This window comes from Xylanimonas ulmi (assembly GCF_004216535.1).
In the GTDB taxonomy this organism is placed as follows: domain Bacteria; phylum Actinomycetota; class Actinomycetes; order Actinomycetales; family Cellulomonadaceae; genus Xylanimonas; species Xylanimonas ulmi.
In genome coordinates, this window is sequence record NZ_SGWX01000001.1 from 2,946,599 (window position 1) to 2,969,950 (window position 23,352).

Consider the following 23,352-nt stretch of genomic DNA (forward strand, 5'->3'; position numbering starts at 1 on the left):
GAATAACCCGTACTGACAGTCTCACCCTATGATGTCAGCATGCCCAAGATCATCGGGAAGAGCCTGCACGAACACCGCCAGATGACCCGGCAACGGCTCTTCACCGCACTCTCGACGCTCATGGCCGAGCGCGGGTTCGACACCATCACGCTCGCCGACATCGCCGCGACGGCCGGGGTGGGACGCACCGCGGTGTACAACCACTTCCCGGACAAGGAGGCGCTGCTGCTGGGCTTCATCACCCACGAGACCGAGGAGTACGCCCGCCGCCTCGAGCGCGCGCTCGACGGCGTCGACGAGCCGGTCGAGCAGCTGCGCACCTACATCCGCCAGCAGGCCCAGCTCTCGCGCATGTTCCACCTGGCCCCCGGGCCCGACCTGCGCACCGTGCTGTCGCGGCCGACGCTGCAGCGGCTGCGTGAGCACGCCGAGATCGTCGAGTCGATCCTGCGCCGCATCCTCACCGAGGGGATCCGCACGGGAGAGTTCCCCGACCAGGACATCGACCCGACCGTGCAACTCGTCAACGCCTGCCTGTCGGGCCGGCTGATCCCCGAGGAGCCGGTCGCGCGCGAGCGCGCCGTGCGCGCCGCCGAACGGTTCGTGCTGCGTGCGGTGGGCGCCCGCGAGGCCGCGGCCTGAGGCTCAGCTCGCCAGGCGCGAGCGCAGCTCCGACGGCGTCGAGCCCGTCGCGGCCTGGACCGCGCGGCGCAGGGCCAGCGCGCTGCCGTACCCGCACAGCTCGGCCACGTCCTCCAGCGTGACGGCCGCGTAGCGCGGGTCGTGCAGGCGCGAGAGCGCCGAGCGCAGCCGCTCGTGCGCGATCCACCCGCACACCGTGCGCTCCTCGCCCTCGAACAGGCGGTGCAGCGTGCGCGTCGAGACGCCGAAGTGCTCGGCGATGGCCGCGGGCGTCAGGTCGCGCTCGGAGTGGTGGGCGGCGATGTACTGCACGACGCGCGAGCGCTCGACCTGCTCGAGCAGCGCCGTCGAGCGCGTCTCGGGTCGGCAGGTCGCCACGGCGCCGACGAGCTGTTCGACGACGCGCACGGTCTCGGCGCGCACCTCGGGCACCACGCCCGGGCGGCACAGCAGCTCGCGCAACGCCGACGCCGTCGCGCTCGGCAGCACCGTCTCGGGGCCCCACACGGTCAGCGGCGCGTCGTCGAACGTGCCCCGCATCGCGGTGCGCTCCACGGCCACGTCGACCTCGATGAGCAGCGCGCCGGGCGAGGAGACCTCCAGCGGGCGCCAGCCCACGGCGAGCGCCGCGGAGCGGGGGCCGAGCACCTCGATGGTGCCCGCCGTCTTGAGCGAGACCTCGCCGTCGAGCACGACGACCAGGCGCACCGCGCGCCATGGGTGCCCGAAGTTGTCACCCGCGATGCGCGTGGTGATGGGGCCGAGCTGGACCAGCGAGACCAGATACGCGCCGAATCGAGCCGAACGCCGTCGTTCCGACTGCACGGATGCCATGGGATGCGCCTAACCCGCGACCACAGGCAGGGGCGAGTCGCCCGCGCGCGATGACCCGAGCGGGTCGCGCGTGATCGTCCGGCGTCGGCACGTCGTGTGCGTCGCGTCCACGGAGTCCTCCCTGATATCAGACGGGCAGAACCGGCGGCTGGCGTCGGCCCGGGCGGTCGGCGCCCACGCGCACGGGGGGATGTCGCGCGGGCGCCGGCCCTTCGCGGCGTGACCGGCGCGGGGCGGCGAGGGGACGGTGCCGCCCGGGCTTGAGGATCGCTCCCTACCGCGGTCCCTCAACAATCGGGGCCTGGCCAGGCCGCTTGAGGCCATTGGCGCTGCCTGCTCTACCGCGTGGCACTGAGTGGTCCTGTGGGTGACGATGTGCTCCATGACGCCGCACGGAACCCTGCACGTCGACGTGCGCGACGACGCCGTCAAGCACCTTCTCGCCGGCACGAGCGTCGACTTGCAGGGATTGCCCGGCTCGGGGCGCTCCGTGCTCGCACGCGCCGTCGCCGCGGAGCTGGAGGACGCGGGCTGGCAGGTGATCCACGCCCACGGGGTCCTCGCGTTGCGCGACCGCCCGCTGGAGGCGCTGTCGGTCGCCGGACTCGTCGCCCGCCAGGGCGGTGGCCCCCAGGCGCCGACGACGGCGGTGTCCGCCGCGGTGCAGGGCATCACCTCCGCGGTGCGCGGCGGCAGCACCCTGCTCGTCGTCGACGACGTCGACGACCTCGACGAGATCTCCGCGGGAGCGATCGCGGCGGCCCACGCGATGTCCGCGTTCCCCCTGCTGACCACGTCCCGCCCCGCCCCGCGCGTGCTGCGCGCGCCCACCCGCGTCCCGGCGGCCGTGCTGCCGGGGGTCTCGCTGCAGGTCCCGCCGCTGGGCTACGTCGACACCCAGACGCTGCTCATCGAGGCGTTGGGCGGGCCGATCGAGTCGGCCGCGGTCAGCCGGGTGTTCTCCGGATCGGGCGGCCTGCCCGGGCTGAGCCTCGCGCTGGCCACCAGCGCCCGACTGCACGGCTCGCTGCGCCGGGTCGACGGCGTCTGGTCCGCGGGGCCCGAGCTGTGGTCGCCCGAGATGGTGCGCTCGGTCGACCCGCTGCTGGCGCGCCTGAGCCCCGAGGGCGTCGACGGGCTGCACACGCTCGCCCTGGCCGGGACCATCGACGTGACGATGGCGCGTCGCCTCATGCCGTGGGACGTGCTGGAGGAGCTCGACGGGTACCGCCTGCTGCGCTTCGTGCCGCGCGACGACAAGATGCTCGTCAGCCTGTTCCCGCCCGCGATCGTCGAGTTCTTCCGCCACCAGGGGGTCGGGGCGCGGCACCTGCGCGTCGACGAGGCCGTGACGAGCGCCTTCGGCGGGGTCAAGGTGCAGCAGCCGCCGCTCGGCACGGCGCCGTGGCGGCTGGTGGGCGCCGCCGACGCGGGACGGTCCCGCGTGGCGCTCGAACGCGCCGGTGAGGCCGACGTCATCGTCAACCGCCTCCTGCAGGAGCACTGGCACCGCGAGCTGCTGGTGCGTCGCACCGAGTGGGAGGACAACCCCACGCCGCGCACGGCGGCCGTGCTGCTGCGCACCATGCTCGTGACCGGCGCCGACGCCGAGTCGGTGCTCGCGGTGCGCGAGGCCACGCCGCGCACGGGCGACTCACGCGAGCTCGTCGCCTTCGACGACTGGTACGCGCTGTTTCTGGGCGCCGTCGAGCACAACCTCGAATGGGTGCACGCGGTGCTCGAACAGGCGCGTGAGGAGGCCGACGAGTGGGTCCAGCTCGTCGACGGCATCGAGGCCTTCATCGTGCTGCTGGTCGACCACGCGCCCGACCCCGACGAGCTGCCCGCGGCCGCCGACATCGCCACGGCCCCCGTCGACACACGCGAGATCGTGGGCACCGTGCGCGCCGAGCTGCTGCTCGCGCAGGGGCGCTCGGCCGAGGCGCTCGAGGTCATCGACGGGCTGGGCCAGGTGACCTCGACGTTCGCCCTCGCCCGCGTCACCGCCCGCCCCTGGGCGCTGATGCTCGAGGCGCGCCTCGACGAGGCGCTCGCCGAGGCCCAGGACCTGCTCGCCGAGGCCCGCCGTGAGCACGACGTCGAGGGGATCGTCGGCGCCGCGTACGTCGCCGCGCAGGTGCTCACGCTGCGCGGGCGCGCCGGGGAGCTGCGCACCCTGCTCGGGTCGGTGCTGTCCTCGGGGGTGCTGCCCGCGCTCGAACGCCCGCAGCATGTCGCGCTGCTGTCGATGGCCGCGGGCCTGGCGGCCGACGAGGGCCGCGGCACGACGGCGCGCACCCTCGCGCAGCAGGCCCTGGCGCTGCGCACCGGCCCCGGCCCGTTCCCGCTGGGCTCGCCGACGCTCGCGATCGCCCGGCTCGACGGCGCCGACCTGCCGCCGATCCAGGCGCGCGCCTTGGCCGCCGAGCGCCTGTGGTCCGAGGCCGAGACGCTGCTCGAGGCCGGCTACGCGATGTCGGGGTACGTGTGCGGCATGCTCGCCGTCGTCGAGGAGCCGACGCCGCTGCGTGGCTCCGTGCTAGCCGACGTGGCCGCCGAGATGCCGGCGCCGCTCGTGCGCCAGTTCGACAGGTTCGTCGCCGCGCTGTGCGACGGCGACCCCGAGGCGCTCGTCGCGGTCGGCGACCGGCACGCCGACGCCGGCCTGGTGTGGACCGCGACGGCCGCCTACACCGCCGGGCTGTCGGCGCTGCGCGCGTCAGGCGCCGCGGCGCGCGCCGCCGAGGTGCACGAGGAGGCCAGACGGCGTCTGGAGGCGTGGGGCGCGGAGGCCGCCGCGGGCATGCGCTCGGCCGCCGAGGGCGCCGAGCTCACCGCGCGCGAGGACGAGATCGCGCGCCTGGCGGCGTCGGGCATGACGAACCAGGACATCGCCCGCCGCCTGCTCATCTCGGTCCGCACCGTCGAGAACCACCTGCACCGGGTCTTCCGCAAGCTGGGCGTCGACAACCGCGCCGACATGAGCCGCGTGCTGTCGGTCTGAGCGCGCGGTCTGACCGCGCCGCCTGACCGCGCCGCCCGCTGACGCGACGAACCCCCCGCCCGCTCACGGGGTCACCGTGGCGGTCGGGGGGTTCGGGGATCTCGCGTGTTACGCGGTCCAGCCGGTCAGGGCCTCCTGGCGCAGCGCCGAGGGCGTGCGGCCCGTGGCGGCCTGCACCGCGCGGCGCAGGGCGAGGGCGGAGCCGAAGCCGGTCAGGACGGCGAGCTCGTCGAGCGAGGTGCCGGCGTAGCGCGGGTCGCGCAGGCGCAGCAGCACCTGGTCGACGCGCTTGGCCTGCACGAGCTGCGAGACGGACATCTTCTCGCCCTCGAACAGGCGCTGCAGCGAGCGCTTCGACATGCCCAGGTGTGCGGCGAGCGTCGTCGGGCCGAGCTGCGGGTCGGCGTAGTGCGTCGCGATGTAGCGCACCACGTGCATGCGCTGGCTGCGGCGGTTCCAGTCGCCGCCGCTCGGGACGGCGAGCGTCGAGACGGTGCCCGAGTAGAGCGACTCGAGCGAGTCGGTCACCTGGGCGCGCACCGCGGGGGTGAGCGTCTCCACGTCCTGGCGCAGCAGGTCGAGCGCGAACGCGGCCAGCGCGGACAGCAGCGCCGTCTCCGAGCCGCCGACGACGAACGGGGCGGTCTCGGGCAGACCGACCAGCGCGTCGTGGTCCACGGGCACGTCCACCACGACGACGCGGGCGGGCGCGGCGGCGGTGTAGCTGACAGGCGCCCAGCCGAGCACGAGGGCGCCGTCGCGGCGGCGCAGCGTGGCCTGCTCGCCGTGCAGGGCGTCACCGGTGCGCAGCACGACCTCGCCGTCGAGCACGACGACCATGCGCAGCGTCTTGACGTCGTGGCCGAAGTTGTCGGCGGCGGGCTCGAAGCGCAGCGGGCCGTGCACCATGTAGGTGACGTCGAACGAGCCGAAGCGGGCGGTGCGCGTCTGCAGGTGGAACGACTCGGGGCGCGCCGTGACCGGCACGAGCGAGCCGAGCTGGGCGAGGTCCTCATCGCCCTTCCACTCACGCACGCTGACCGCGGCGCCGGGCTCGGGCTCGAAGGGGCACCCCGTGGTGAGGCGCGTGGGGCGGTGCGTGCGGGGGGCGGGCGCGGCGAGGGCCGAGCGACGGGACATCGGTCGGGCCATCGGGGTGCTGAGCGTCATGGGGGTCGTCCTCCTCGTGTCGCCACGACCCTCGGCGCTGGACCGGGCACCCCGGCGCGCATCGTCGGCCACCTGAGTGCTCGATGCGGTCGATGTGAGTACGTCGCGGCCATAAACCCGTGCGGAACGCGCCTGGTCCGACGTCGAAGTCGCAGCAGCCTCCATCACGTCAGCCCTGCCCCCGGCCGCCGGGGGCGGCGACGGCCCACCGCAGGGCGCGCAGCAGCGCACCCCGGGAGGGACACACGAGGTCGGGCAGGCCGAACGCGTAGACGATGTCGCCGAGCGTCAGGCCGAGCGGCGACGGCGCGGCCATCCCGGGCAGGTAGGCCATGGTCCCGGGCAGAAGGCCGCGCGCGACCTCCATCTCGCGCACCTGCTCCCACAGCTCCTGCGTCGGCTGGTCGAGCAGCTCGAACAGCGCACACCGCAGCCCGCAGTCGTCTCCGGCCTCGGGGTCGAGCGTCGCTCGTGCGGCGCAGACGGCGTCGAGCACCTCGGCGATCTCCAGGAGGGTCGAGCGGTCGGCCGCCAGGACGCCTCCCCGGTGGCTGCGGTGGGTGTGTTTCATGCGCGCTCCCGGCCTCGCCCCCAGCCCTACGTGGGGGACCCTCCACCGTCTGCCCGGGCATACTGCCCCAGCGCGCCTGTGGCACTATCCGAACGACATCGTGGCGCTGAGAAACCGTTCTCGACGCGCTCGTCTCACCATGCGTCGGCGGGTAGGTGTCGGCGCTCGGGCGCCGGCGGCCGATACGGCGTCGGAACGGCCGCCAGATAGGAGCGCGCGAACCTCAGCGCGGCCTCCAGGTCGCCGTGCCGTTCGTGCGCCGATCGGTCGCGCCGTGTCGAGATCTCGACGACGACGTCGCCGCGCCAGCCGCGCGCGGCGAGCTCGACGAGCACCTCGGCGCAGTCCATCGAGCCGCGCCCCGGGACCAGGTGCTCGTCACGCGGCACGCCCGTGCCGTCGGCGAGGTGCAGGTGGCGCAGCCGGTCGCCGAAGGTCGCGACGAGCTCCATCCCCGACTGGTGGGCCACGGCGGCGTGCGACAGGTCGAGCGTCACGGAGTCGTAGTCGTGCTCGGTCGCGTCCCAGCCGGGCAGATAGGCGACGTAGTGCCGGTCGCTGCGTGAGCGCGCCTTCCACGGGTACATGTTCTCGACGGCGAGCGTCACGCCCGTGGTCGCCTCCAGCTCACGCACCTGGTCCTGGAAGCCGCGCGCGTAGCGGTACTGCCAGCGGAACGGGGGGTGTACGACGACGGCGCCGGCGCCCAGCTCGCGCGCCATGTCGACGGTGCGGCGCAGTTTGAGCGCCGGGTCGCGGCCCCACACGCCCTGGCTGACGAGCAGGGTCGGGGCGTGCAGGCTGCGGATGGGCATGGCGTGGTGCGCCGACAGGCGCGCGAGCACCGCCGGATCCTGGGTGGCGGGATCGGACCACACCATGACCTCGACGCCGTCGTAGCCCAGCTCGGCCGCGGACTCGAACGCGTAGGCGACCCGTCGCGGGTACACCGAGGCGGTCGACAGCGTCACCGGGATGGCCGGGTCCATATCTCGACGATACGTGTCGGCGCGCGCGGGCGACGGGTGGGCCGTCGCTGCCCGCCGGGTGCGCGACGTGCGCGGGCCTGCGAGTACCGTTCGCCTGATCGCTTCGTCACGGGGCGCACTTCGGGGGAGGGAAAACGATGCACACGCCGCTCGTGGTCTGTGCCCCCGTCGCCGGGACCGTCGTGGCCGTCACCGACGTCCCCGACCCGGTGTTCTCGGCCGGGCTCGTCGGTCCGGGCACGGCCATCGCGCCCGACCCGTCCCGGGGCGCCGACGTCGTCTCCCCCATCGACGGGCGCGTCGTCAAGCTGCGCCCGCACGCGTTCGTGGTCGCCGCCGACGACGGCCGGTCGGTGCTGGTGCACCTGGGGATCGACACCGTCGAACTGCGCGGCGCCGGGTTCGTGGCCCACGCCGCCGAGGGCGACCGGGTCGTGGCCGGACAGCCCGTCACGTCCTGGGACCCGACGGCGGTGCGCGACGGCGGACGCTCGCCCCTGGTGCCCGTGGTCGCGCTCGACGCGGACCCCGCCTCGCTCACCGGCCTGCCCGGCCCGGGGTCGGCCGTGACGACGTCCGACGTGCTCTTCACGATCGGATGACACCCGCGCGCAGGTGATCTTCGCCGCCCCGCGCCGACCGCACCCGCCCGCAACCCGCGCCGTAGGCTGGCGCGCATGGTGCGCGCGGTGGTGTTCGACGTCGGCGAGACCCTGATCGACGAGACCCGGATCTGGACCCGCTGGGCCGCGCGGCTCGGCGTGCCGGCCCTGACGTTCCACGCCATGCTCGGCGCGTGCGCGGCGCTCGACCTGCCGCACCAGGCCGCCTTCGACCTGGTGCGACCGGGCCTCGACCTGGCCGCCGAGGAGGCCGCGTGGGCGGCCGCGGACCCCGACGGCCTGCGCAACGGGTTCGACGCCGAGGACCTGTACCCCGACGTCGTGCCCGCGCTGACCGCACTGCGCGCCGCGGGGCTGCGGCTCGTGATCGCCGGCAACCAGCCCCCGCACGCGCTGACCGCGCTGCGCGCGATGGACCTGCCCGTCGACGCGATCCGCAACTCGGCCGAGCTCGGGGTCGAGAAGCCCGACCCGGCGTTCTTCGCGGCGGTCGCCGACCTGGCGGGCGTCGACGCCTCCGAGATCGCCTACGTCGGCGACCGCGTCGACAACGACGTGCTGCCGGCCGCCGACGCGGGCATGGTCCCCGTGCTGCTGCGCCGCGGCCCGTGGGGGTACCTGCATGCGCACCGCCCGCAGGCCGCGCGAGCCCACGTCGTCGACTCGCTGCTCGACCTGCCGGGGCTGTTCGCAACGCCAGGCGCCCACATCGCGCCAGGATCAGGGGCCGTGGCGCGCCATGTGGCCGAACGGACCGGGCCGTCGACCGGCGCCCCCGGGACGGCTCCCGCCTAGTCTGAGCGACATGACCGCACCGGGGCGCGTAGTCGACATCCACGTGGTCGCCGACTCGACGGGCGACACCGGGGCGCGCGTCGCCCGCGCGGTCCAGGCGCAGTACCCCGACCTTGAGGTCGTCGTCGTGCGCCACCCCCGCATCCACGACGCCGCGGGGGTCGACGACGCGATCGCCGCGCTGCGCGAGGCGCCCGGCGCCGCCGTCGTGTTCTGCACCGTCGTCGACATCACGCTGCACGACCGCGTCGAGGCCGCCTGCCGCGAGCTCGCGGTGCCGTTCGCCGACCTCATGGCGCCCGCGCTCGACGCCGTCATCGCCCGCACCGGCCGGCACCCCGCACGCATGGTGCAGCCGGTGGGCCTCGCCGCCGACTACTTCGAGCGCATCCACGCCATGGAGTTCGCCGTCGCCAACGACGACGGGAACCTGACCGACTCGCTGACCGAGGCCGAGATCGTGCTGGTCGGAGCCTCGCGCACGGGCAAGACGCCGCTGTCGATGTACCTGGGCTACCTCGGCTACCGCACCGCCAACGTGCCGCTGGTGACCGGGGTGGCGCCGCCGCCCGAGCTGTTCGAGGCCGACCCGTGGAAGGTCGTCGGCCTGACGATCGACCCCGAACGGCTGCTCGCCATCCGGCGCCGACGCGTGGACCTCATGGGCGCGGGCGGCCTGCCCGTGGCCGGGGCCCAGGGCGGGCGCCTGGGCGGATACGCGGACCTGGTCGGCATCTTCGACGAGCTCGACGAGGTCAAGCGCATCCAGCGCCGGCTCGGCTGCCCGGTGTTGGACACCACCGCGCTCGCGCTCGAGGAGGCCGCCGGCCGGGTCATCGAGCTGGTCACCGCACGCCGTCGTGCGCTCGCCGCGCACGCCCCGAACCCCACTCCCCCCGACTCCGCTCCCCCCGCACGCCCGCTACCGGAAGGACAGGATCGATGACCGCATCGGCCACCCCCACCACCCCCGCCACAGCGGCTCCGGACCACGGCTACGTCTACGACTTCGCCGAAGGCGACGCAGGCATGAAGTCCCTGCTCGGCGGCAAGGGCGCCGGCCTCGCCGAGATGACGCGCATCGGCGTGCCCGTCCCGGACGGCTTCACGGTCACCACGCAGGCGTGCGTGGCCACGATGCAGGCCGACGGCGTCTGGCCCGAGGCCCTGTGGGCGCAGATCGAGGCCCGCCTCGACGCGCTCGAGCGGCGCACCGGACGCACGCTCGGCGGCGGCGAGCGTCCGCTGCTGGTCTCGGTCCGCTCGGGCTCGGTGTTCTCGATGCCCGGCATGATGGACACCATCCTCAACCTCGGCATCAGCGACGACGCCGCCGCGGCCCTGGCCGCCGAGACCGGCAACGCGCGCTTCGCCTGGGACTCCTACCGCCGGTTCGTGCAGATGTACGGCGAGGTCGTCGAAGGCGTGCCCGCGCACGCGTTCGAGGACGAGCTCACCGCGCTCAAGCACCGTCGCGGCGCGGGGCTGGACACCGACCTGAGCGTCGACGACCTGCGCGAGCTCGTGGCGACCTTCCGCCGCGTGGCGCGCGCGAACGGCGCCGACATCCCCACCGACCCGCGCGAGCAGCTGCGCCGCTCGGTGGGCGCCGTCTTCGCCTCCTGGGACAACCCGCGCGCCCGGGTGTACCGCGGCCTGAACAACATCTCCGACGACCTCGGCACCGCCGTCAACATCCAGCAGATGGTGTTCGGCAACCGCGGCGAGTCGTCCGCGACGGGCGTCGCGTTCACGCGCAACCCGTCGACCGGGGCCAAGGAGCTCTACGGCGAGTTCCTGGTCAACGCCCAGGGCGAGGACGTCGTCGCCGGCATCCGCACGCCGCGCCCGCTGGCCGAGCTCGAGTCGGTGCTGCCCGAGGCGTACGGCCAGTTCATCGACACCATGGCGCTGCTCGAGAGCCACTACGGCGACATGCAGGACATCGAGTTCACCATCGAGGAGGGCAAGCTCTACCTGCTGCAGACCCGCAACGGCAAGCGCACCGCCGCGGCCGCCCTCAAGGTCGCGCGCGACATGGTCGACGAGGGCGTGATCGACCGCGCCACCGCGCTGCGCCGCATCGAGCCCGAGCAGCTCGACCAGCTCCTGCACCCGGGCCTCGACCCCGCGCACACGGCCACCCCGGTCACGCGCGGCCTCAACGCCTCGCCCGGCGCGGCCGTCGGACGCCTCGTGTTCGACGCCGACACGGCCGCCGAGCGCGGCAAGGCCGGCGACGCCGTCGTGCTGGTGCGCTGGGAGACCACGCCCGACGACATCCACGGCGTCGTCGCGGCGCAGGGCGTGCTGACCGCGCACGGCGGCATGACGTCGCACGCCGCCGTCGTCGCGCGCGGCATGGGCAAGCCGTGCGTCGCGGGCGCCGGCGAGCTGCAGATCGACGCCGCGGCCCGCACCGTCACCATCGGCAAGACCGTGCTGACCGAGGCCGACACCGTGACGCTCGACGGCTCGACCGGCAACGTGTACCTCGGGGCGCTCGACCTGGTGCCGCCGCAGATCACCGACGACTTCCGCGAGGTGCTCGGCTGGGCCGACGAGGTGCGCCGCCTGGGGGTGCGAGCCAACGCCGACACCGGCCCCGACGCCGCCAAGGCGCGCGAGCTGGGCGCCGAGGGCATCGGCCTGTGCCGCACCGAGCACATGTTCATGGCCGCCGACCGGCTGCCGGTCGTGCAGCGCATGATCCTCGCGTCCGACGCCGAGGCCCGGGGCGCCGCCCTCGCCGACCTGCTGCCCATGCAGCAGAGCGACTTCGACGAGATCTTCGCGGCCATGACCGGGCTGCCGGTCACCATCCGGCTCATCGACCCGCCGCTGCACGAGTTCCTGCCCGACCTGGTCGAGCAGTCGCTGCTGGTGCAGCGGCTCGAGGCCGCGGGCGCCGGGGCGCCGCCGTCGGACGAGCTGGTCGCGGCGCGCACGCTGCTCGCGCACGTCAAGCGGCTGCACGAGATGAACCCGATGCTCGGCACGCGCGGTGTGCGGCTGTCGCTGCTGTACCCGGAGATCTGCGTCATGCAGACGCGCGCGATCATCCGGGCCGCGATCGCGGTGCTCGGGCGCGGGCTCGACCCGCACGTCGAGATCATGGTGCCGCTCGTGGGCTTCGCCGAGGAGCTGCGCCGCATGCGCGAGGTCATCGTCCGCACGGCCGACGAGGAGATCGCCGCGGCGGGTGTGGCGCTCGACTACACCGTGGGCACCATGATCGAGCTGCCGCGCGCGGCCCTCACGGCCGACCGGGTCGCCGAGCACGCCGACTTCTTCTCCTTCGGCACCAACGACCTGACGCAGACCGCCGTCGGCATCTCGCGCGACGACGCCGAGGGCTCGTTCCTCGCCTCGTACCTGGAGGCGGGCATCGTGCCGGCCAACCCGTTCGCGTCGATCGACGCCGAGGGCGTGGCCGAGCTGGTGCGCATCGGCGTGACCAAGGGCCGGTCGACCAAGCCGGGGCTCAAGACGGGGGTGTGCGGCGAGCACGGCGGCGACCCGGCCAGCATCGCGATCTTCGACGCGATCGGGCTGGACTACGTCTCGTGCAGCCCGTACCGCGTCCCCCTGGCCCGCCTCGCCGCAGCCCGCACCACGCTGGGCGGCTGACGCCCGGGCGTCTGGTCGTCGGTTTGTGGTCTGGTCGTCGGATGGGAACGACGACCAGACCGCGAGCCGACGACCAGACCGCGCGGCCTTCGCCGCCGCCGCGTTAGCCGCGCAGGGGGAGGGTGAGGGTCGTCGCGCCGGTGGGGGTGACCGTGATCGGCACGCCCCAGTCCTGTTGGGCCAGGTGGCACGCGGGGAACTCGCCCTCGGCGTCGCAGCTCGCGGCCTTGGCGGTCACGTGCAGAACGCCCTCGCCGATGGCCGGGTTGACCACCAGGTCGCGCAGCAGATCGGTGCCCGTGCCCTCTCCCGCGAGCAGCAGCTCGGGCGGCGTGGCGCTGACCTGCAACGACGCGGACGGCCCCCAGCGGTCGTCGAGCTTCTGCCCCGGCGCCGGCACGAACGGCACCTCCAGGCGCAACGCCCCGGGCCCGACGGCGGTGGCCGGGCGCTGCGTGCGGCGCGCGCCGCCGTCGAGCACCTCGCCCGCGAGCGACGCGGGCAGCGCGATCCGCGTGAGCCGGTGCGCCGCAGACTCGACGACCAGCAGGCGGACGCTCGCCTGGCCCGCCCCGGCCTGCCCGTCGGCGCCCGAGTCGACCTCGACCAGCACGTCGGACGGTTCGGCCAAGCCCGTCGCGATGGTCGTGACCTGCCCGGACAGCGGGTCGTAGCGGCGCAGCGCCCCGTTGTAGGTGTCGGCGACGACGGCGGAGCCGTCGGGCAGCGTGGCCACGCCGAGCGGGTGTTGCAGCAGCGCCTGGCCGGCGTCGCCGTCACGGTGGCCGAAGTCGAAAAGCCCCTGCCCGACGGCGGTGGAGACCTCGACGTCGCCGGCGCGCGGTGTGACGCGGCGCAGCGCGGATGTCTCGGAGTCGGCGAGCCAGAGCGTCTCGCTCGTCGCGCCGGTCGCCGGGTCGAGGTCGCGGCGCACCGCGAGCCCCGACGGCTGCGCGAACCACGCCGTGCGCCCGGGGCCGTCCTCCAGGCCCTCGTTCATCGTCCCGGCGAGCAGGGTGAGACTGCCCTCCTTGGCGTCGAAGGCCCACAGCGTGTGGTTGCCGGCCATCGCGACGACGAAGGCCGCCAGCTCCTGCGACCACGCGACGTCCCACGGCGACGACAGCCGCACCCACGTGGGCGGGAGCCGGTCCGGCACGGGCAGCTCGGGCGACCCCAGGCCGTAGGCCCGCGGCGGGCGGCCAGGCTCGGCGACGTTCTCACGACCGCCCACCATGAACTGCTCGCCCGTCCCGGCGACCGTGACGACCTCGCCGGAGTCGAGCGAGACGCCGCGCAGCGCGTGGTTGACCGTGTCGGCGACCAGCACGTCGTACCCGAGCCAGGGGCGCAGCTCGTCGGGCACCAGGCACAGCCCGTTGGGCTCGGAGAACCGGGCCACGTCCGCCGGGCCGTCGACCAGCCCGCGCTCGCCCGAGCCGATGCGCCGCACCAGCGTCTCGCCGTCGGGCGCGAGCCGCGCGAGCGAGTGGTGGCCGGCGTCGGCGACCAGCAGGTCGCCGCCCGGCAGCGCGATCGCCTTGGCGGGGAACCGCAGCGTGCCCGACGTCGGCTCGGGCGGCACGTACGGACCTGCGCCGCGGTGCAGCGTGCCCTTGGCCTCGTGCTCGGCGACCAGCTCGGCGACCAGCGCCTCGAGCGCCGAGGCGTGCCCCTCGCCCGCCATCTGCGCGACGACATACCCCTCGGGGTCGACGACGACGAGGGTCGGCCAGGCGCGCGCGGTGTAGGCGCCCCACGTGACCAGGTCGGGATCGTCGAGCACGGGGTGGCGCACCTCGTAGCGCTCGACGGCGGCGGCGAGCGCGACCGGGTCGGCCTCGTGCTCGAACTTGGGTGAGTGCACCCCGACGATCACCAGGACGTCGCGGTGCCGCTCCTCCAGCTCGCGCAGCTCGTCCAGGACGTGCAGGCAGTTGACGCAGCAGAACGTCCAGAAGTCCAGCACCAGGATCCGCCCGCGCAGGTCCTCCAGGCGCAGTGACGTGCCGCCCGTGTTGAGCCACCCTCGGCCGACGAGCTCGGAGGCGCGGACGCGGGGGGTGCGGGTGGGGGTCGTGGTCATGGCGTCAGTGTCTCAGCGGGCCGCGCAGGGATGAAGCCGCGAGGGCTCCCCTCTCACTCCGCGAGAATCGTCAACCGTGCCCACGGGCGAAGCGCCGGAGCGGCTCGGCCCTGGGCCGTCAACCCCACGCCGAACGGAGAGCATGGATTCGTGGGCGATATGGATCCGTGAGCGGTGGGCGCCGTGTCTGGACTGCCAGCGGCGGGGCGCTCGCGGTGCCCGCGGGGCTACTCGGGGAGCCATGCCTCCAGCGCGGTCTGGGCCTCCAGGAACGCCGAGAAGACGGATTCGCGCTCCTCCTCGGGGGCCGCGCGGTAGGCCTCCAGGCACGCGCCAGCCAGGGCCGCGATGAGACGTTGGCGCAGGTCGCAGAGGGCCAAGTCGCGGCGGGCCCGCTCAGAGGGCGTCATGGGGCGCGGCACGCTTGATCCACTCGCGGTCATCCGGGGCCCCGTGCGCCGTGAGCCAGCGGTCGAGTTCCCTCCAGGCGTCGCCGTAGGCGACCAGGATCTCCACCTTCTCCGGGCCGCTCGCGCCGGCCTGCTGGGCCTCCAGGGTCGCCAGGTAGGAGCCCGTGGCGACGGCGTGTTGCAGCGCCGGGCGCGCGAGGCAGAGGGCGTCTTGCATGTTCACGCGGCCTCCTCCCGGGCGTCGTCGAGCGAAGCCGCGCGCGGGTCGGGGGCGAAGTCGGCGGTCACGTTGTCATCGGTCACGAGGTGGACGGTAGAGGCCCCCGGGGACAACTCCTCGGGGAGAGCGTGCGACCGGGCGAGCCCCGTCCTGCGGGGCGGCGCGTCTCACTCCTCGAACGTGCTCCAGTGCACGCCGCCCACGATCGGCGCGTCGCGGCGCGCCGGTGCGGGCCGACAACTGTCGGCCATGCCGCAGTACAGGTTGATCTCGCGTCCGACCTCGACGACGGCGAAGGTGTCGGCGCCTGGGTCGAGCCCGCGGTCGCGGATCATCTCGATGACGATGTTGCGCCGATCCGAGCGGTCGTGGGACGCGTACTCGGCGCACGTCGTCATGCCCGCGGACGCGCATCCCGCCGACAGCGGCACCGACGCGCCCGCCACGGCCGCTCCGATCACTCTCCACACATGACGCGACGCCATGGCCCGCCTCCCCGTTGATCGCGTTGGCCCATCGTCGCCGCAGCGGGTACGCCGCGCGCTGCCCCTGAGGGTGTTTTTCACCGCCCGGATCACCCCTGGTCATCGGGCACCGGCGGCGTGAATCTCACGATGCAGTCCCTCCGGTCGACCGCATTCTGAGACACGGGTTGTTCCACCTCGGCGGTCTGTCTAGCGTGCAGTCCAAGAGATGGGACAGTCTCACCAGTTGAGACGCCTCGCGGCCCACGGCACAGGAAGGAGGGGCCATGCGCACCACCCGCACCGCCCCCGAACCCTGCCGCCGCGGCTGTCGAATGCGCCACACCGCCGGCAGGTGAGCCCTGCGGCCCCACGAGGCCGCCCCCTGCCAGCGCGCAGTCGTCCCGCGGCCGCCGGCGATCCCCGGTCGCTCCCCCACGGAGTTCAGGACCACCCATGACCAACCTCATCCACACCCCGGCCGCGCCACGAACCCTGCCGCCCACCGCCGCGCACACCGTCCGCATCGATGGCGTCACCCGCTCGTTCGACACCCCGACCGGCCCCCGGCATGTGCTGCGCGACGTCGACCTCACGCTCACCGCGGGCGAGATCGTCGCCGTCGTCGGCCCCTCGGGCTGCGGCAAGTCGACGCTGCTGCGCCAGGTCAGCGGCCTGGACACCCCGTCGTCGGGCCGCATCCTGCTCGACGGCGCCCCGGTGACGAGCCACGATCCGCGCACCGCCGTCGGCTTCCAGGAGCCGCGCCTGCTGCCGTGGCGCACGCTGGCCCAGAACGTCGCCCTCGGCCTGCCCCACGGCACACCGCGCTCCGCGGGCCGCGAGCGCGTGGCCGACCTGCTGCGTCTCGTGGGCCTCGACACGTCTGCCGACCTGCGCCCACGCCAGGTCTCGGGCGGCATGGCCCAGCGCGCCTCGCTCGCCCGGGCGCTGGCCCGGACCCCGGGCGTGCTGCTGCTGGACGAGCCGTTCGGCGCGCTCGACGCGCTGACCCGCCTGCGCATGCAGGACCTGCTGCTCGACGTCCACGCCGCCGAGCCGACGACGGTGCTGCTGGTCACCCACGACGTCGAGGAGGCGCTCTACCTCGCCGACCGGGTGCTGCTGCTGCGCTCACTCACCGGCGGCGCGGAGGCATCCGCCAGCCTGGCCCGCGTCGTCGAGGTGCCCGGCCGGCGCCCGCGCGACCGCGCCGACCGGCGCCTGGCCGCACTGCGCGCCGAACTGCTCGAAGGCCTCGGCGTCACCCCGCACCGCCGCTGACCCCCGACCACGCAACGCCCGGCCCGTATCCCCCAACCATGTATCTCCAGACCGCGAAGGACCACACCATGCGCACCCGACCCGCCCGCCTCGCCACCGCCATCGCGGCCCTCGCCGCCGCGACCATGCTGGCGACGTCCGGCTGCGTCTCTGGCGAGGGCGCCGCGGCGTCGTCCAAGGACGACGCCGCCGGCTCGCAGTGGAGCACCGACACGCTCTCGATCGACTTCGCCACCTACAACCCGCTGAGCCTGGTCGTCAAGGACCAGGGGCTCATCGAGAAGGCCCTCGGTGACTCGGTCGAGGTGACCTGGCTGCAGTCGGCCGGGTCGAACAAGGCCAACGAGGCGCTGCGCGCCGGCGCGGTCGACGTCGGCTCGACCGCCGGCTCCGCCGCGCTGCTTGCCCGCTCCAACGGCTCGCCCATCAAGACCATCGACGTCTACAGCCAGCCCGAGTGGGCGGCGATCGTGGTCCGCAAGGACTCGGACATCACCTCGGTCCAGGACCTCGCGGGTAAGTCCGTCGCCGCGACCAAGGGCACCGACCCCTACTTCTTCCTGCTTCAGTCCCTGGAGGAGGCGGGCGTCGACCCGGCCGACGTCGAGGTGCAGAACCTCCAGCACGCCGACGGGCGCGCGGCGCTCGACAACGGATCGGTCGACGCGTGGGTGGGCCTCGACCCGATCATGGCGGCCGCGCAGGCGGAGTCGGGCGACACGCTGCTGTACCGCAACGTCGACTTCAACACCTACGGGTTCCTCAACGCGACCGAGGATTTCGTGACCGAGCACGCCGACGTCGCGCAGGTCGTCGTCGACGCCTACGAGCAGGCCCGCACCTGGGCGATCGCCCACCCCGACGAGGTCTCGGCGCTGCTGGCCGACGCCGCCGGCATCGACCCGCAGGTCGCCGACACCGTGATCCAGGAGCGCACGCACCTGGACATCGACCCGACGCCGGGCGCCGCGCAGACCAAGGTGTTGCAGGTCGTGGGCCCGATCTTCGTGGCCAACGGCGATGTGCCGAGCCAGTCCCAGGTGGACGACGCGCTCGCGACGCTGTTCGACACCCGGTTCATCGAGAAGGCGACACACTGATGTCCGCGAGCGTCCCGGAGGTCCGCGCCGACCTCGCCGGCCCCGCAGACGCGGCGGCGCCGGTGGGGACGGCGCCGCGCGCCCGCGGCGGGCTGCTGGCCCGCCGCCCGGTCGCCGTCCTCCTCGGGCTGGCGCTGCCGCTCGCGCTGATCGTCGCCTGGCAGACGGTCACCGCCACGGGGTGGGTGCCGGCCTACCAGCTCCCCGGGCCGACGGCGGTGTGGGACGCCGCGCTCGACCTGCTGCGGCGTGGCGACCTGGGCCAGCACGTCGCGATCTCGACGCAGCGCGTGCTGCTGGGCTTCGCGATCGGCGCGGGCGTCGGGCTGGTGGCGGGCTCCGCCGTCGGGCTCTCGCGGCTCGGCGACGTGCTGCTGAGCCCGACGCTGGCGGCGCTGCGCGCGGTGCCGTCGCTCGCGTGGGTGCCGCTGCTGATCCTGTGGCTCAAGATCGGCGAGGACTCGAAGGTCACGCTCATCGCGATCGGCGCGTTCTTCCCCGTCTACACGACGCTCGCGGCGGCGCTGCGGCACGTCGACCCGCAGTTGGTCGAGGCGGGCCGGTCGTTCGGGCTGCGCGGGTTCGCGCTGCTGCGCACGGTGCAGCTGCCCGCCGTGCTGCCCGCGCTCGTGGCGGGGCTGCGGCTCGCGCTCGCGCAGGCGTGGCTGTTCCTGGTCGCGGCCGAGCTCATCGCCTCGTCGATGGGCCTGGGCTGGCTGCTGACCGACTCGCAGCAGAACGGCCGCGTGGACCGCATCCTGCTCGCCATCGTGCTGCTGGCCCTGCTGGGCACCGCGACCAACGCCCTGCTGGGCCTGGCGGAGAAGCGCCTGCTGAGGAGATGGTCATGACCGTCACGTCCGCCGCGACCGAGGCCCGCCTCGTCGAGACCCGCGTCTATGCGCCGTCGACGGCGTTCGCGGCCCAGGCCAACGTAGGCCCCGACGCCTACGCGCACGCCGCGGCCGACCCGGTCGCCTTCTGGGAGGCCGCCGCACGCCGCCTCGACTGGGACACGCCGTGGCACACCGCCCACACCTGGGCGCCGCCCGTCGTCGACCCCGACACCGGCGACCTGACGACACCGCGCGCCACCTGGTTCGACGGCGGCCGCCTCAACGTCGCCGTCAACTGCGTCGACCGGCACGTGGCGGCCGGGCGCGGCGACAAGGTCGCCCTGTACTTCGAGGGTGAGCCGGGCGACCGGACCACGGTCACCTACGCCGACCTCCAGCGCCGCGTCGCGCAGGCCGCGCACGGGCTCACGGCGCTCGGCGTCGGCCCGGGCGACCGCGTCGTGGTCTACCTGCCCGTGCTGGTCGAGACGGTCGTCATCGCGCTCGCCTGCGCGCGCGTCGGCGCCGTCCACAGCCTGGTGTTCGGCGGCTTCTCGGCCGAGGCGGTGCGCTTCCGCCTCCAGGACACGCGCGCCAAGCTGCTGGTCACGAGTGACGGCCAGTTCCGCCGCGGCGTGCCGACCCCGGTCAAGCGGCATGCCGACGAGGCCGCCGCGGGCCTGGAGCACCTGGAGCACGTGCTGGTGCTGCGCCGGGTGAGCGACGCGCTGGGCGACGCGCCCGGCGAGGTCGCTGGCGCCCCGCTCCCGTGGACCCCGGGGCGTGACGTGTGGTGGCACGACGTCGTCGACACGCAGCCCACCACGCACGAGCCGCAGGCCTTCGACGCCGAGCACCCGCTGTTCGTCATCTACACCTCCGGCACCACGGGCAAGCCCAAGGGCCTGGTGCACACCAGCGGCGGATACCTCACGCACGCCGCGTGGGCGCACTGGGCGCACTTCGACGCCAAGCCCGACGACGTCCACTGGTGCACCGCCGACCTGGCCTGGGTCACCGCGCACACCTACGAGATCTACGGCCCGCTGGCCAACGGGCTCACGCAGGTCATCTACGAGGGCACACCCGACGCCCCGCACCGCGAGCGCCACCTGGAGATCATCGAGCGCTACGGCGTGACGGTGTACTACACGGCGCCCACGCTCATCCGCACGTTCATGTCCTGGTTCGGCCAGGCGCTGCCCGAGGGCCACGACCTGAGCAGCATCCGCCTGCTGGGCACGGTCGGCGAGGCCATCAACCCCGAGGCGTGGGTGTGGTTCCGCCGCACGTTCGGCCGCGACGAGACGCCCGTGGTCGACACGTGGTGGCAGTCCGAGACGGGCGCCGCGATGGTCGCCCCGCTGCCCGGCGTCACGGTGCTCAAGCCGGGGTCGGCCACCGTGGCGCTGCCCGGGATCGACGTCGCCGTGGTCGACGACGACGGCCGCCCGGTCGGCCCGGGACGTGCGGGCACGCTCGTGGTGCGCCGCCCGTGGCCGGGCATGGCCCGCACCGTGTGGGGCGACCCCGAGCGCTACCGCGACGCCTATTGGCGCCGGTTCGCCGGGCACGGCCCGCACGGCGGCTACTACGTCGCGGGCGACGGCGCGACGCTCGACGACGACGGGTACCTGTGGGTGCTCGGCCGACTCGACGACGTCGTCAACGTCTCGGGGCACCGCCTGTCGACCATCGAGATCGAGTCGGCGCTCGTCGCGCACCCGCGCGTGGCCGAGGCCGGGGTCGCCGGGGTCCACGACCCGGTGACCGGCCAGGCGGTCGCGGCGTTCGTCGTGCTGGCCGGTGACGGCGGCCCCGCTGATCCCACGGCCCACGCCGACGACGTCGCCGACCTGCGCGCCGCCGTCGCCGTCGCCATCGGTCCGGTGGCCAAGCCGCGGCACGTCGTCGTCGTGCCCGAGCTGCCCAAGACCCGCTCGGGCAAGATCCTGCGCCGCCTGCTGGCCCAGCTGTGGGACGGCCAGGAGCTCGGCGACACCACATCCCTGCAGAACCCGTGGGCGGTCGGCGAGGTCCGCGCCGCCGTCACCGCACACCGAGGAGGCCACGCATGACCGCGACGTACGCCAACGACGCCGACCGCACCACGCCGCTCAAGTTCGCCTACTGGGTCCCCAACGTCTCGGGCGGCCTGGTGGTCTCGACCATCGAGCAGCGCACCGACTGGGGGTATGAGTACAACCGCGACCTGGCGCGGATCGCCGAGGACAACGGGTTCGAGTACGCGCTGACCCAGGTGCGCTACGCCGCGAGCTACGGCGCCTCGCAGCAGCACGAGTCGACGGCGTTCTCGCTGGCGCTGCTGCTGGCCACGCAGCGGCTCAAGGTCATCGCCGCGGTGCACCCGGGGCTGTGGCACCCGGGCGTGCTGGCCAAGTGGATCATCACGGCCGACCACCTGTCGGGGGGCCGCGCCGCGGTCAACGTGGTCTCGGGCTGGCTCAAGCAGGAGTTCGTGAGCTTCGGCGAGCCGTGGCTCGAGCACGACGAGCGCTACCGGCGCACGGGCGAGTTCATCGACGCGCTGCGCGGCCTGTGGACCGAGCAGGGCTTCGACCTGCGCGGCGACTTCTACCGCTTCCACGACGCGACGCTGTCGCCGGCCCCGGTCGACGTGCCCGGCCGCGCCCACCCGGAGATCTTCTTCGGCGGCAACTCGACGGCCGCGCGGGCCACCGCAGGCGCCCACGCCGACTGGTACTTCTCCAACGGCAAGGACCTCGACGGGTTCAGTGAGCAGTACCACGACGTCACGGACGCGGCGAAGGCCGCGGGCCGCGGCATCCGGTTCGGCCTCAACGGGTTCATGATCGCCCGCGACACCCAGGCCGAGGCGCGCGAGACGCTGCGCGAGATCGTCGCCAAGGCCGACCGCCCCGCCGTCGACGGCTTCCGCTCGGCGGTCCAGCAGGCGGGCGCATCGACGGCCGACAAGAAGGGCATGTGGGCCGACTCGACGTACGAGGACCTGGTCCAGTACAACGACGGCTTCCGCACGGGGCTGATCGGCACGCCCGAGCAGATCGCGGAGCGCATCATCACCTACAAGCGCCGCGGCGTGAGCCTGTTCCTGCTCGGCTACCTGCACTTCCAGGAGGAGGTCGCCCAGTTCGGCCGCAGCGTGCTGCCACTCGTGCGCGAGCTCGAGGCCGAGGAGGTCCGCACCGCATGAGCGAGCACCGCTTCGGCTTCCGCACGCGCGCGCTGCACGCGGGCTCGATCCCCGACGCCGCGACCGGCGCGCGCGCCGTGCCCATCTACCAGACGACGTCGTTCGTGTTCAACGACGCCGACGACGCCGCGAACCTGTTCGCGCTGCAGAAGTACGGCAACATCTACAGCCGCATCGGCAACCCGACGGTCGCCGCGCTCGAGGAGCGCATCGCCTCGCTCGAGGGCGGCATCGGCGCGGTGGCGACGGCGTCGGGCATGAGCGCCGAGTTCATCACCTTCGCCGCGCTCGTCGGCGCGGGCGACCACGTGGTCGCCTCGGCGCAGCTCTACGGCGGCACCGTCACCCAGCTCGACGTGACGTTGCGGCGGTTCGGCGTGGAGACCACGTTCGTGCGCGGCACGGACCCGGCCGACTTCGCCGCCGCCATCCGGCCCGAGACCAAGGTGGTGTACACCGAGGTCGTGGCCAACCCGTCGGGAGAGGTCGCCGACCTGGCGGGGCTGGCCGAGGTCGCGCACGCGGCGGGCGTCCCGCTCGTGGTCGACGCCACGCTCTCGACGCCGTACCTGGTGCGGCCCATCGAGCACGGCGCCGACATCGTCATCCACTCGGTCACCAAGTTCCTCGGCGGGCACGGCACGACGCTGGGCGGCGTCGTCGTCGAGTCGGGGCGGTTCGACTGGGGCAACGGCAAGTTCCCGCAGATGACCGAGCCTGTGCCGAGCTACGGCGGCATCCGCTGGTGGGGCAACTTCGGCGAGTACGGGTTCCTCACCAAACTGCGCTCGGAGCAGTTGCGCGACATCGGACCGGCGCTCTCACCGCAGGCCGCGTTCCAACTCTTGCAGGGGGTCGAGACGCTGCCGCAGCGCCTGGACGCGCACCTGGCCGGCGCCCGCGCCGTGGCCGAGTGGCTCGAGTCCGACCCGCGCGTGTCCTACGTGTCGTGGGCCGGGCTGCCCTCGCACCCGCACTACGAGCGGGCCAAGCGGTACCTGCCGCTGGGCCCCGGGTCGGTGTTCGCCTTCGGGGTGCGCCCCGGCGGCGGCGCCCAGGGGCCCGACGCCGCGCGCGACGCGGGGCGGGCGTTCATCGAGGCGCTTGAGCTCGCCTCGCACCTGGCCAATGTGGGCGACGCGCGCACGCTGGTGATCCACCCGGCCTCGACGACGCACCAGCAGCTCGCGCCCGAGCAGCTCGCGGCCGCCGGGGTCCCGGCCGACCTCATCCGCATCAGCGTGGGACTTGAGGACGTCGAGGACATCCTGTGGGACCTGGACCAGGCCCTGACCAAGGCGACGGGAGAGGTGCGATGAGCGGCACAGTGGGCACGGTGGGCGCGGCGGGCACGGTGGGCACGGCGGGCGGCCTCCTCACTCCGGCGGACGCGGCGGCGTGCGCGCTGCCGGGCGCGGCGGCGTCGGGCATCGCGGGCACTGCGGGCGCGCCGGGCGCCGGCCCGTCGTCGCACGCCCGCACATGGCAGGGGCCGAGC

Annotated in this window: 20 protein-coding genes; 12 read left to right on the plus strand and 8 right to left on the minus strand. The window is 74.1% G+C overall.

The window, feature by feature from the left end:
* The first annotated feature begins 39 nt into the window (after positions 1 to 39).
* Entirely contained in the window at positions 40 to 642 is a 603-nt protein-coding gene (locus EV386_RS13655) for a TetR/AcrR family transcriptional regulator (protein WP_130415840.1), read from the plus strand.
* 3 nt (positions 643 to 645) lie between these two features.
* On the opposite strand, the gene EV386_RS13660 is transcribed toward EV386_RS13655, so the two are convergent.
* Positions 646 to 1,476 (minus strand): helix-turn-helix transcriptional regulator, encoded by an 831-nt coding sequence (locus EV386_RS13660; RefSeq protein ID WP_130415842.1) that lies wholly within the window; start codon positions 1,474 to 1,476, stop codon positions 646 to 648.
* A gap of 382 nt (positions 1,477 to 1,858) precedes the next feature.
* Between EV386_RS13660 and EV386_RS13665 the strand changes: the two genes are divergently transcribed.
* Positions 1,859 to 4,480, plus strand: coding sequence for a helix-turn-helix transcriptional regulator (locus tag EV386_RS13665; protein WP_130415844.1), 2,622 nt, complete (start codon positions 1,859 to 1,861; stop codon positions 4,478 to 4,480).
* 108 nt (positions 4,481 to 4,588) lie between these two features.
* Here EV386_RS13665 and EV386_RS13670 read toward each other — a convergent pair whose 3' ends face one another.
* From EV386_RS13670 to EV386_RS13680, 3 genes are all read right to left on the minus strand, one after another.
* Positions 4,589 to 5,650 carry a helix-turn-helix domain-containing protein gene (locus EV386_RS13670; protein ID WP_165399943.1) on the minus strand — a complete coding sequence of 354 codons (1,062 nt, stop codon included), beginning with the start codon at positions 5,648 to 5,650 and terminating at the stop codon, positions 4,589 to 4,591.
* Positions 5,651 to 5,819: 169 nt separating this feature from the next.
* On the minus strand, positions 5,820 to 6,221 hold the full coding sequence (locus tag EV386_RS13675) for a hypothetical protein (RefSeq protein WP_130415848.1): 402 nt from the start codon (positions 6,219 to 6,221) through the stop codon (positions 5,820 to 5,822).
* Positions 6,222 to 6,355: 134 nt separating this feature from the next.
* The gene (locus EV386_RS13680) at positions 6,356 to 7,210 is read right to left on the minus strand and encodes a sugar phosphate isomerase/epimerase family protein (RefSeq protein ID WP_130415850.1); all 855 of its coding nucleotides are present in this window, start codon (positions 7,208 to 7,210) and stop codon (positions 6,356 to 6,358) included.
* Positions 7,211 to 7,347: 137 nt separating this feature from the next.
* Between EV386_RS13680 and EV386_RS13685 the strand changes: the two genes are divergently transcribed.
* The 4 genes from EV386_RS13685 to ppdK all read left to right on the plus strand — a co-directional run bounded on the left by EV386_RS13685 (position 7,348) and on the right by ppdK (position 12,258).
* The gene (locus tag EV386_RS13685; protein WP_130415852.1) at positions 7,348 to 7,812 is read left to right on the plus strand and encodes a PTS sugar transporter subunit IIA; all 465 of its coding nucleotides are present in this window, start codon (positions 7,348 to 7,350) and stop codon (positions 7,810 to 7,812) included.
* A gap of 75 nt (positions 7,813 to 7,887) precedes the next feature.
* Positions 7,888 to 8,628 carry an HAD family hydrolase gene (locus EV386_RS13690; protein ID WP_207216539.1) on the plus strand — a complete coding sequence of 247 codons (741 nt, stop codon included), beginning with the start codon at positions 7,888 to 7,890 and terminating at the stop codon, positions 8,626 to 8,628.
* Between the two features lie 10 nt (positions 8,629 to 8,638).
* Positions 8,639 to 9,574: a pyruvate, water dikinase regulatory protein gene (locus EV386_RS13695; protein WP_130415854.1), complete on the plus strand. Its 936-nt coding sequence runs from the start codon at positions 8,639 to 8,641 to the stop codon at positions 9,572 to 9,574.
* The gene (gene ppdK, locus EV386_RS13700; RefSeq protein ID WP_130415856.1) at positions 9,571 to 12,258 is read left to right on the plus strand and encodes a pyruvate, phosphate dikinase; all 2,688 of its coding nucleotides are present in this window, start codon (positions 9,571 to 9,573) and stop codon (positions 12,256 to 12,258) included. Before EV386_RS13695 ends, ppdK begins: the two co-directional genes overlap by 4 nt.
* Positions 12,259 to 12,361: 103 nt before the next feature.
* Here the strand turns inward: ppdK and EV386_RS13705 are convergent, their stop codons facing one another.
* From EV386_RS13705 to EV386_RS13720, 4 genes are all read right to left on the minus strand, one after another.
* Complete coding sequence (locus EV386_RS13705) at positions 12,362 to 14,344, minus strand: NHL domain-containing thioredoxin family protein (RefSeq protein WP_130415858.1); 1,983 nt, start codon at positions 14,342 to 14,344, stop codon at positions 12,362 to 12,364.
* A 227-nt stretch (positions 14,345 to 14,571) separates the two neighbouring features.
* A complete protein-coding gene (locus EV386_RS13710; protein WP_130415860.1) occupies positions 14,572 to 14,754 on the minus strand; it encodes a hypothetical protein in 183 nt (60 codons plus the stop codon).
* Entirely contained in the window at positions 14,741 to 14,977 is a 237-nt protein-coding gene (locus EV386_RS13715) for a hypothetical protein (RefSeq protein WP_130415861.1), read from the minus strand. Before EV386_RS13715 ends, EV386_RS13710 begins: the two co-directional genes overlap by 14 nt.
* A gap of 164 nt (positions 14,978 to 15,141) precedes the next feature.
* Complete coding sequence (locus tag EV386_RS13720; RefSeq protein ID WP_130415863.1) at positions 15,142 to 15,459, minus strand: hypothetical protein; 318 nt, start codon at positions 15,457 to 15,459, stop codon at positions 15,142 to 15,144.
* Between the two features lie 435 nt (positions 15,460 to 15,894).
* Between EV386_RS13720 and EV386_RS13725 the strand changes: the two genes are divergently transcribed.
* From EV386_RS13725 to EV386_RS13750, 6 genes are all read left to right on the plus strand, one after another.
* On the plus strand, positions 15,895 to 16,722 hold the full coding sequence (locus tag EV386_RS13725; protein WP_130415865.1) for an ABC transporter ATP-binding protein: 828 nt from the start codon (positions 15,895 to 15,897) through the stop codon (positions 16,720 to 16,722).
* A 68-nt stretch (positions 16,723 to 16,790) separates the two neighbouring features.
* Positions 16,791 to 17,822: an aliphatic sulfonate ABC transporter substrate-binding protein gene (locus tag EV386_RS13730; RefSeq protein ID WP_130415867.1), complete on the plus strand. Its 1,032-nt coding sequence runs from the start codon at positions 16,791 to 16,793 to the stop codon at positions 17,820 to 17,822.
* The gene (locus EV386_RS13735; protein WP_130415869.1) at positions 17,822 to 18,673 is read left to right on the plus strand and encodes an ABC transporter permease; all 852 of its coding nucleotides are present in this window, start codon (positions 17,822 to 17,824) and stop codon (positions 18,671 to 18,673) included. The genes EV386_RS13730 and EV386_RS13735 overlap by 1 nt, the downstream gene beginning before the upstream one ends.
* Positions 18,670 to 20,736, plus strand: coding sequence for an acetate--CoA ligase (gene acs, locus EV386_RS13740; protein ID WP_130415871.1), 2,067 nt, complete (start codon positions 18,670 to 18,672; stop codon positions 20,734 to 20,736). The genes EV386_RS13735 and acs overlap by 4 nt, the downstream gene beginning before the upstream one ends.
* Entirely contained in the window at positions 20,733 to 21,854 is a 1,122-nt protein-coding gene (sfnG, locus tag EV386_RS13745; RefSeq protein WP_130415873.1) for a dimethylsulfone monooxygenase SfnG, read from the plus strand. Before acs ends, sfnG begins: the two co-directional genes overlap by 4 nt.
* Positions 21,851 to 23,173 carry an O-acetylhomoserine aminocarboxypropyltransferase/cysteine synthase family protein gene (locus tag EV386_RS13750; RefSeq protein WP_130415875.1) on the plus strand — a complete coding sequence of 441 codons (1,323 nt, stop codon included), beginning with the start codon at positions 21,851 to 21,853 and terminating at the stop codon, positions 23,171 to 23,173. The genes sfnG and EV386_RS13750 overlap by 4 nt, the downstream gene beginning before the upstream one ends.
* Positions 23,174 to 23,352 lie beyond the last annotated feature (179 nt).